Origin of the sequence: Bradyrhizobium sp. 21 (assembly GCF_023073335.1) — a bacterium.
Classification (GTDB): Bacteria; Pseudomonadota; Alphaproteobacteria; order Rhizobiales; family Xanthobacteraceae; genus Bradyrhizobium.
Genome location: NZ_JADPJG010000006.1, coordinates 435100 through 441099, shown reverse-complemented (window position 1 = coordinate 441099; position 6000 = coordinate 435100). Strand labels below are relative to the sequence as shown.

At 64.2% G+C, this 6000-nt stretch carries 7 protein-coding genes; 4 read left to right on the top strand and 3 right to left on the bottom strand.

What is annotated here, in order from left to right; translation table 11 throughout:
• Positions 1–45: 45 nt before the first annotated feature.
• On the bottom strand, positions 46–330 hold the full coding sequence (locus IVB31_RS11880; protein ID WP_247322080.1) for a hypothetical protein: 285 nt from the start codon (positions 328–330) through the stop codon (positions 46–48).
• A gap of 285 nt (positions 331–615) precedes the next feature.
• Here IVB31_RS11880 and IVB31_RS11875 point away from each other — a divergent pair, with 285 nt between their 5' ends.
• Together IVB31_RS11875 and IVB31_RS11870 are read left to right on the top strand one after the other, a co-directional pair.
• A complete protein-coding gene (locus IVB31_RS11875; RefSeq protein WP_247322078.1) occupies positions 616–1062 on the top strand; it encodes a hypothetical protein in 447 nt (148 codons plus the stop codon).
• A gap of 201 nt (positions 1063–1263) precedes the next feature.
• Positions 1264–1722: a hypothetical protein gene (locus IVB31_RS11870; protein WP_247322075.1), complete on the top strand. Its 459-nt coding sequence runs from the start codon at positions 1264–1266 to the stop codon at positions 1720–1722.
• Between the two features lie 119 nt (positions 1723–1841).
• On the opposite strand, the gene IVB31_RS11865 is transcribed toward IVB31_RS11870, so the two are convergent.
• On the bottom strand, positions 1842–2684 hold the full coding sequence (locus IVB31_RS11865) for a GNAT family N-acetyltransferase (RefSeq protein ID WP_247322071.1): 843 nt from the start codon (positions 2682–2684) through the stop codon (positions 1842–1844).
• Positions 2685–2806: 122 nt separating this feature from the next.
• On the opposite strand from IVB31_RS11865, the gene IVB31_RS11860 reads away from it, so the two are divergent.
• The gene (locus tag IVB31_RS11860; RefSeq protein WP_247322068.1) at positions 2807–3511 is read left to right on the top strand and encodes an SDR family oxidoreductase; all 705 of its coding nucleotides are present in this window, start codon (positions 2807–2809) and stop codon (positions 3509–3511) included.
• 270 nt (positions 3512–3781) lie between these two features.
• Entirely contained in the window at positions 3782–4603 is an 822-nt protein-coding gene (locus IVB31_RS11855) for an outer membrane protein (RefSeq protein WP_247322066.1), read from the top strand.
• A gap of 70 nt (positions 4604–4673) precedes the next feature.
• Here IVB31_RS11855 and IVB31_RS11850 read toward each other — a convergent pair whose 3' ends face one another.
• Positions 4674–5729 carry a serine hydrolase gene (locus IVB31_RS11850; RefSeq protein WP_247322063.1) on the bottom strand — a complete coding sequence of 352 codons (1056 nt, stop codon included), beginning with the start codon at positions 5727–5729 and terminating at the stop codon, positions 4674–4676.
• Positions 5730–6000 lie beyond the last annotated feature (271 nt).

The following is a 6000-nucleotide window of genomic DNA, read 5'->3' as shown; positions in this document are numbered from 1 at the left end:
CCCCGCCGCTCGATGAAGCGGCGGGTCCTGTCATGAAAGCAGTTGTTACCAGCTGCGGTACCTGCCGGTCAGCGTGCCGTTGTTGTTTCCTTCCGGGCCGACGTCGCCTTGCGTCGAGCTCGGCGCCCGGTGGTTGGACCCGTTGAGTGCTTCATACGGCCCAGTAGCATCCGGATAGTACGCGCGCGGCTGAACCGACTCATAGGCGGGGGCGCTGCGGTCCCAGCCGACGCGCGGTCCGCTCCAGCTATAGCCTTGCGCCGACGCGGCTGTGGAGCCCGCGATCAGCGACGCCGTGATCAGGCAGAGGAGTTTCGACTTGTTCTGCATTGAAGATGCTCCTTGCTTCTTGCCGGGGCCCAACGGATGCGATGGGAGAGCGTTCCGAATCTCTTCGGCTTGGTGCGGTCAACTCCGATCAACTGGTTATGAAGTACCGCTTCTGGAACGAAGTGCTTGAAACCAGACGGGAATCGCGGGCGTTCTGCCGCACCCTGTTCGCTGTTAATCCCGTGCCTTAACCAATAATTAATTATAGGTTTGCGGGTGGGCGGCAGCCCGGCCTAGCGTGCGGCGGGGAGCCGCTATCGCGAAGCAAACGAGTTGGTGCGTATCATGATGTCCAGATCATTTGGGGCCTTGCTCGCCTCACTCAGCGCAGTCGCGCTGCTTCTTGCCCCCAGCAACAGTTTTGCCAGGCCCGGCGGTACGGCCGCGCACGCGCTGGCCGCTGCGCCGTCCGGCCCGGTGGCGCGTCCGCCGGTTGGACCGGGCGGCCGGTTCCGCGGCCGCAACGCGCCCTGGGTCTATTGGCCGGGTGGCGGCGGATTCTACTACGGCGGGGGAAATGACAACCAACCCTTCGTCGATATCGGACAGCCCGTGACGAACGACGTGCGCTACACTTACACCTATGACGTTCCCTGGGACTGGTCGCACCGCTTCCCGCCGAACGTGGTGCCGTCCGACCGGCCCTATGTGCCGAGCTGTCCGACGGAGCAGGTCACTGTGCCCGGCCGCGGCGGTGGCGAGCACACCGTCAACATCACGCGTTGCTACTGAGCGGCGTCGTCCGTTCAGCGAGGGCATGTCCTCATAAACGCCTGGCGATGATCAGCGCGTCGATGTCTGCTCTACCCCCGACAGCGGCGGAATGGCGACCCGAGGATGAGCGCCGTCCTCGCAGGATAGATTTTGCAGTTGCGTTTGGTCGCTTCTTGCTGCTCTCCTTAAGGAGAAGCCAGCCTTCGTGAGCGAAAACGAATGAAACGGATAGTCGTTACCGCAATTATCATCGCGACCTCGGCGACGTTGGCAGGCGCCCAACCAGCAAAGGGACCCTACGAACCCGGCCTTGGCGAGTTTATGACAGTTATCCAGCTTCGCCACGCGAAGCTTTGGTTTGCTGGCAAGAATAATAACTGGGACCTGGCAGCCTACGAGATTGACGAGATCAAGGAAGGGCTGGAGGACGCAGCAAGGCTTCATTCGACCTTTGATGGGGTTCCCGTTTCCGAGATGATCAAGACTATCATCGATCCACGGATAGAGCGGCTTGAAAAGGCGATTGATGGAAAGAGCAGCAGCCAATTTGTTGCAGCCTTCGACGAGCTTACTGACGGTTGCAATAGTTGCCACGCGGGAGCCAGCAAACCGTTTATTCGTATCCAGCGCCCGACTGTGCCCCCTTTGACCAATCAGAATTTTGCTCCGTTAAAATGACGGCGTTCGTACATAGGTGTGATGATTTCCGGTTTAGGTCCAAACCGGTAAAGCTCAACCCGACCAGATGCTTTCCGCCTGGCCATCAGCAGCAGACATTGCCTTCATGAGTGCACACCCTAGCCCAGCTCAAAACTGGTGACGCCGAAGAGGCGGTCGACCCGCAGCGGCGGGATCGGCCCTGTGTACATCCGCGCCGTCTCGAACACCGGCTTGAGTCCGAGCGCCTCCGCAAGCGCGACCGCCTCGCGATTGACGGCGGGGACATCGAGGAAGACTTCGCGGCCACCTGAACTTGCCAGCAAGGCCTGCATGACCTTGCCCGCCGAGGCGCGATCGTCTGCGACGAGCGGGCCGATCTTGTAGCCGTTCCGGCACGGACGGATCACGCCCCACGCGGCCAGCCTGCCATCGCGCAAGAGAGCGCGGCCGACATGGCCTGGTGCCTTGATCCAGGCGCGCAGGAAGGCGCTGCGCGGCGCGGGGAAGACCGTGGCGTCGTCGGCTTCAACGCGCGCGAACGGGATCGTGTCGAGCGCGACGACATCGGCGGGCGGGTTCGGCGGCGCGGCGACGGTACCGCCATAGCGGATATTGGCGTAGGCGAGCTCGAAGCCGGATTTTTTGTAATTGTCCTGCTGCGCCACGACGCCGTCGAGCCCGATCACACGCGGGCCTGCATGCGCGATCGCAGCGTTCCAGATGCGCAGGCCGTAGCCTCTGCCGCGAAAGCCTGAGCGCACGATGTAGAAGCCGAGGAAGGCGAAGCGATCATCGTAATTGACGCAGGAGACGGTTGCGACCCGCTCGCCGTCGATCTCGCCGATGAAGAAACCTTCTCCGTCCGGGATCGCGAAGCAGGCGGCATCGGAGAGGCCCGGGTTCCAGCCCTCGGCCGCGGCCCAGTCGACGGCGATGGAAATCTCCCCGGGGCGCAAATTGCGGATCTGCAAATCGCTCATGACGGATGCTCTCGGCGATGGACCTGCCGGCTGGTCCGGCGGTAGAAGCCCTCACGACAGGCTGGGCCATAACAAACTGAAAGTTGGGCCCGCCTCAACGATATCACAGAGGATGATCGGTCATGGCAGCAGAGAAGGTCGCACTCGTTACCGCCGGCGGCAGCGGCATGGGGGCAGGGGCTGCGCGTCGGCTCGCGGCCGATGGTTTTCGCGTCGCCATCCTGTCGTCCTCCGGTAAGGGCGAGGCGCTGGCGGCCGAGCTCGGCGGCCTCGGCGTCACCGGCTCCAACAAATCGAACGACGACCTGAAGCGGCTCGTCGACGGCGCGCTTGCCAAATGGGGGCGCATCGACGTGCTCGTCAACAGCGCCGGCCATGGGCCGCGCGCGCCCATCACCGAGATTACCGACGAGCAGTGGCACACCGGCCTCGACGTCTATCTGTTGAACGTGATCCGTCCCACCCGGCTGGTGACGCCGGTGATGCAGGCACAAAAGGCTGGCGCCATCATCAACATCTCGACCGCCTGGGCGTTCGAGCCGAGCGCGATGTTTCCGACGTCCGCGGTATTCCGCGCCGGCCTTGCCGCCTTCACGAAGATCTTCACCGACACCCATGCGAGCGACAACATCCGCATGAACAACGTACTGCCGGGCTGGATCGACAGCCTGCCGCAGACCGATGCACGCCGCGACAGCGTGCCGATGCAGCGCTACGGCAAAGTCGAGGAGATCGCCGCGACGATCTCGTTCCTGGCATCCGACGGAGCGGCCTACATCACCGGCCAGAACATCCGCGTCGACGGCGGACTGACGCGTTCGGTCTGAGACGCGGAGAATCGAATCGCGTTTCGCGCTCTTGTCGTGATGCGACACGGGCGTACATCGTACGCCACGGATGGGAGATGACGCGTGGCTCCCCGGTCACAGTCATCATGCGTTCGCGCGCAGCGCGGCTCACACTACGTCACAGTCCCTACGAACTGCGCCGCAGACCGAGACGGTACGCGGCAGGCGGCTTATGCCCGATCTGCGCCGGACGCCTTCCGCCCGCGCTTTCGAAACGCGAGATCAATCGCGTGAGGCAAGGAGACTGGAATGAAGAAGTTTTTGCTGGCGGTTGCCGCGGTCGTTATGGGCTCCGCATCAGTGCAGGCGGCCGACCTCGCGGCGCACTACACCAAAGCGCCGACGATGGCGACGGCCTACAACTGGACCGGCTTCTATGTCGGCGGCAATGTCGGTGGTGCGTGGGGCAGCTCCGATCCGAGCACATCGACCGCGTTCGATCCCGCCGCCTATTTCGCGAGCTCCAGTGTTTCCGCGATTGCGGCAGTCGGCGCCCAGCGGGTCAACAGCTCCAGCGTGACCGGCGGCTTCACGGCCGGCTACAATTGGCAGGTCAACCACGCCGTGCTCGGCCTCGAAGCCGACATCAACTATTTCGGCGTCAAGGGCAGTGCGACGGGTTCGGCGCTCTATCCCTGCTGCGCGCCCACCGGCTTCACCGTGTCCTCGCAGGTCTCGGCCGACTGGCTCGCTACGATCCGCGGCCGCATCGGCTTCCTCGCGGCTCCGACCTGGCTGCTCTACGCCACCGGTGGCGCTGCGATCGCCGAGGTGAAGGGCAATTTCAACTTCACCGATACGTTCGCTGCGGCGACGGAGTCGGCCGCGTTCCGCGACACACGCCTCGGCTGGACCGCAGGCGTGGGCACCGAATATGCCGTCGGCGGAGGCTGGTCGCTCAAGGCGGAATATCTCTACGTCGATCTCGGACGCAGCAGCGTGACCAGCACCAATCTGCTAGGCGGCGCATTTCCGACCAACGTTTTCACCCACTCGATCGATCTCAAATCGAACATCGCGCGCGTCGGCGTGAACTACAAGTTCGGCGGGCCCGTCGTCGCCAGGTACTGAGCTTCATCCCGTTTCGTCCTGGCGTGGAAAGCCCCGGCTCAGCCGGGGCTTTCTGTTTTCAGGGATGTGTTCAGTGCGGGCCCATGAGCTTCGCCAGCGCGGGCAGGATCTTGTAGCGGGCGATTTCGTGCGGGTATTCGCCGCGATTTGCCAGCAACACGATGCCGATCCGCCGCGCCGGCACCAGGCCGATATAGCCGGAGGCGTTGTTGAGGCCGCCCGGCTTGTCGACGATGGTGACGCCCGGAAGACGCACATTCTCCCAGGCCATTCCCTGTCCGAACTTCTCGTCGACGCGGAAGATCTCGTGCTGCGTCAGCCGCAATGCCTCACGCAAATGAGGGTCGATCGAGCGCCCGTCGAGGCAAGCCGCAACGAATGTCGCGAGATCCCGCGGCGAAGAAAACATCTGGCCCGTGCCGGGAAAATCAAAATAGCTCTGCTGGTGGCCGATCGGGCCGATCGCGATGCCCTGATCCGAATAGCCCTGGACCGCGCGCTGCATCCAGGCCTCGTCCATGATGGCACGGCTGTCCTCGCCGCGCTCGGGCACGGAGGTCGCATTCATGCCGATCGGCCCAAGGATGCGCTGTTCGATCAGGGTCGAGATCGCAGCGTCGTAACAGCGCTCGAGCACGAGCTGAAGCAGCACGTAGCCGGCGTGGCTGTAGAGGCGCTGCCTGCCGGGCACTTCGCCGGCCTGCGGCCTCCAGTCGTTGAGCATGTCGATGAACTGCGCGCGCGAGAAAGACTCGTCCGGCCAGGGCGGATGGTCGGTCGGCAGCAGCATGCCCGAGGTGTGCGTGACGAGCTCGCCGACGGTGACGCGGCGGATATAGTCGCCGGTGAGCTCGGGGAGGTATTGCGGCAGGCGATCGTCGAGCCGCAGCTCGCCGCGCAGCGTGCCGAGCGCGACCAGCGTCGCCTCGAACGGTTTGCGCAAGGAGCCGAGATTGAACAGCGTGTCCGGCGTGACCGGCCTTCGCGTGGCGCCGTCGGCAAAGCCGTAGTTGAAGAACTCGACGTGGCGGCCGGCATAAAGCGCGGCGGCAAGGCCGCCCGGCTGGTCCGGTGTCATGGTCGGCGCCAGCTCATTCGCGACGATGTCGCGCATTTGGGCGATCATGTCGGAATCCGCCCATGCGCGGCGCGGCCAGGCGAGCGCAATGAGCGCAGCCCGGGCGAGCGCCCGTCGGGTGAGGTGCGATGAGATGACAACAGACGGCACGGCTCTGACGCATGATGCGATGCGCCCCCGGGCTTGTTCTAGCGGAGAGACCCGCGCCGCCCAATTCACGATCGCGCGTGGTGGGTTCCACCTGACGGGCCCGTAGCCTGAGGGAGCGAGAAGCGCAATCCGGGACCGTCGCTCTGCGGCGAAATCCCGGATTCCGCTT

Excerpts from the sequence above, each read along its gene's own strand:
- IVB31_RS11860 (WP_247322068.1), top strand. The coding sequence starts at position 2,807 with ATGGCAGCAGAGAAGGTCGCACTCGTTACCGCCGGCGGCAGCGGCATG.
- IVB31_RS11870 (WP_247322075.1), top strand. The coding sequence starts at position 1,264 with ATGAAACGGATAGTCGTTACCGCAATTATCATCGCGACCTCGGCGACG.
- IVB31_RS11875 (WP_247322078.1), top strand. The coding sequence starts at position 616 with ATGATGTCCAGATCATTTGGGGCCTTGCTCGCCTCACTCAGCGCAGTC.
- IVB31_RS11850 (WP_247322063.1), bottom strand. The coding sequence starts at position 5,729 with ATGATCGCCCAAATGCGCGACATCGTCGCGAATGAGCTGGCGCCGACC.
- IVB31_RS11855 (WP_247322066.1), top strand. The coding sequence starts at position 3,782 with ATGAAGAAGTTTTTGCTGGCGGTTGCCGCGGTCGTTATGGGCTCCGCA.
- IVB31_RS11865 (WP_247322071.1), bottom strand. The coding sequence starts at position 2,684 with ATGAGCGATTTGCAGATCCGCAATTTGCGCCCCGGGGAGATTTCCATC.
- IVB31_RS11880 (WP_247322080.1), bottom strand. The coding sequence starts at position 330 with ATGCAGAACAAGTCGAAACTCCTCTGCCTGATCACGGCGTCGCTGATC.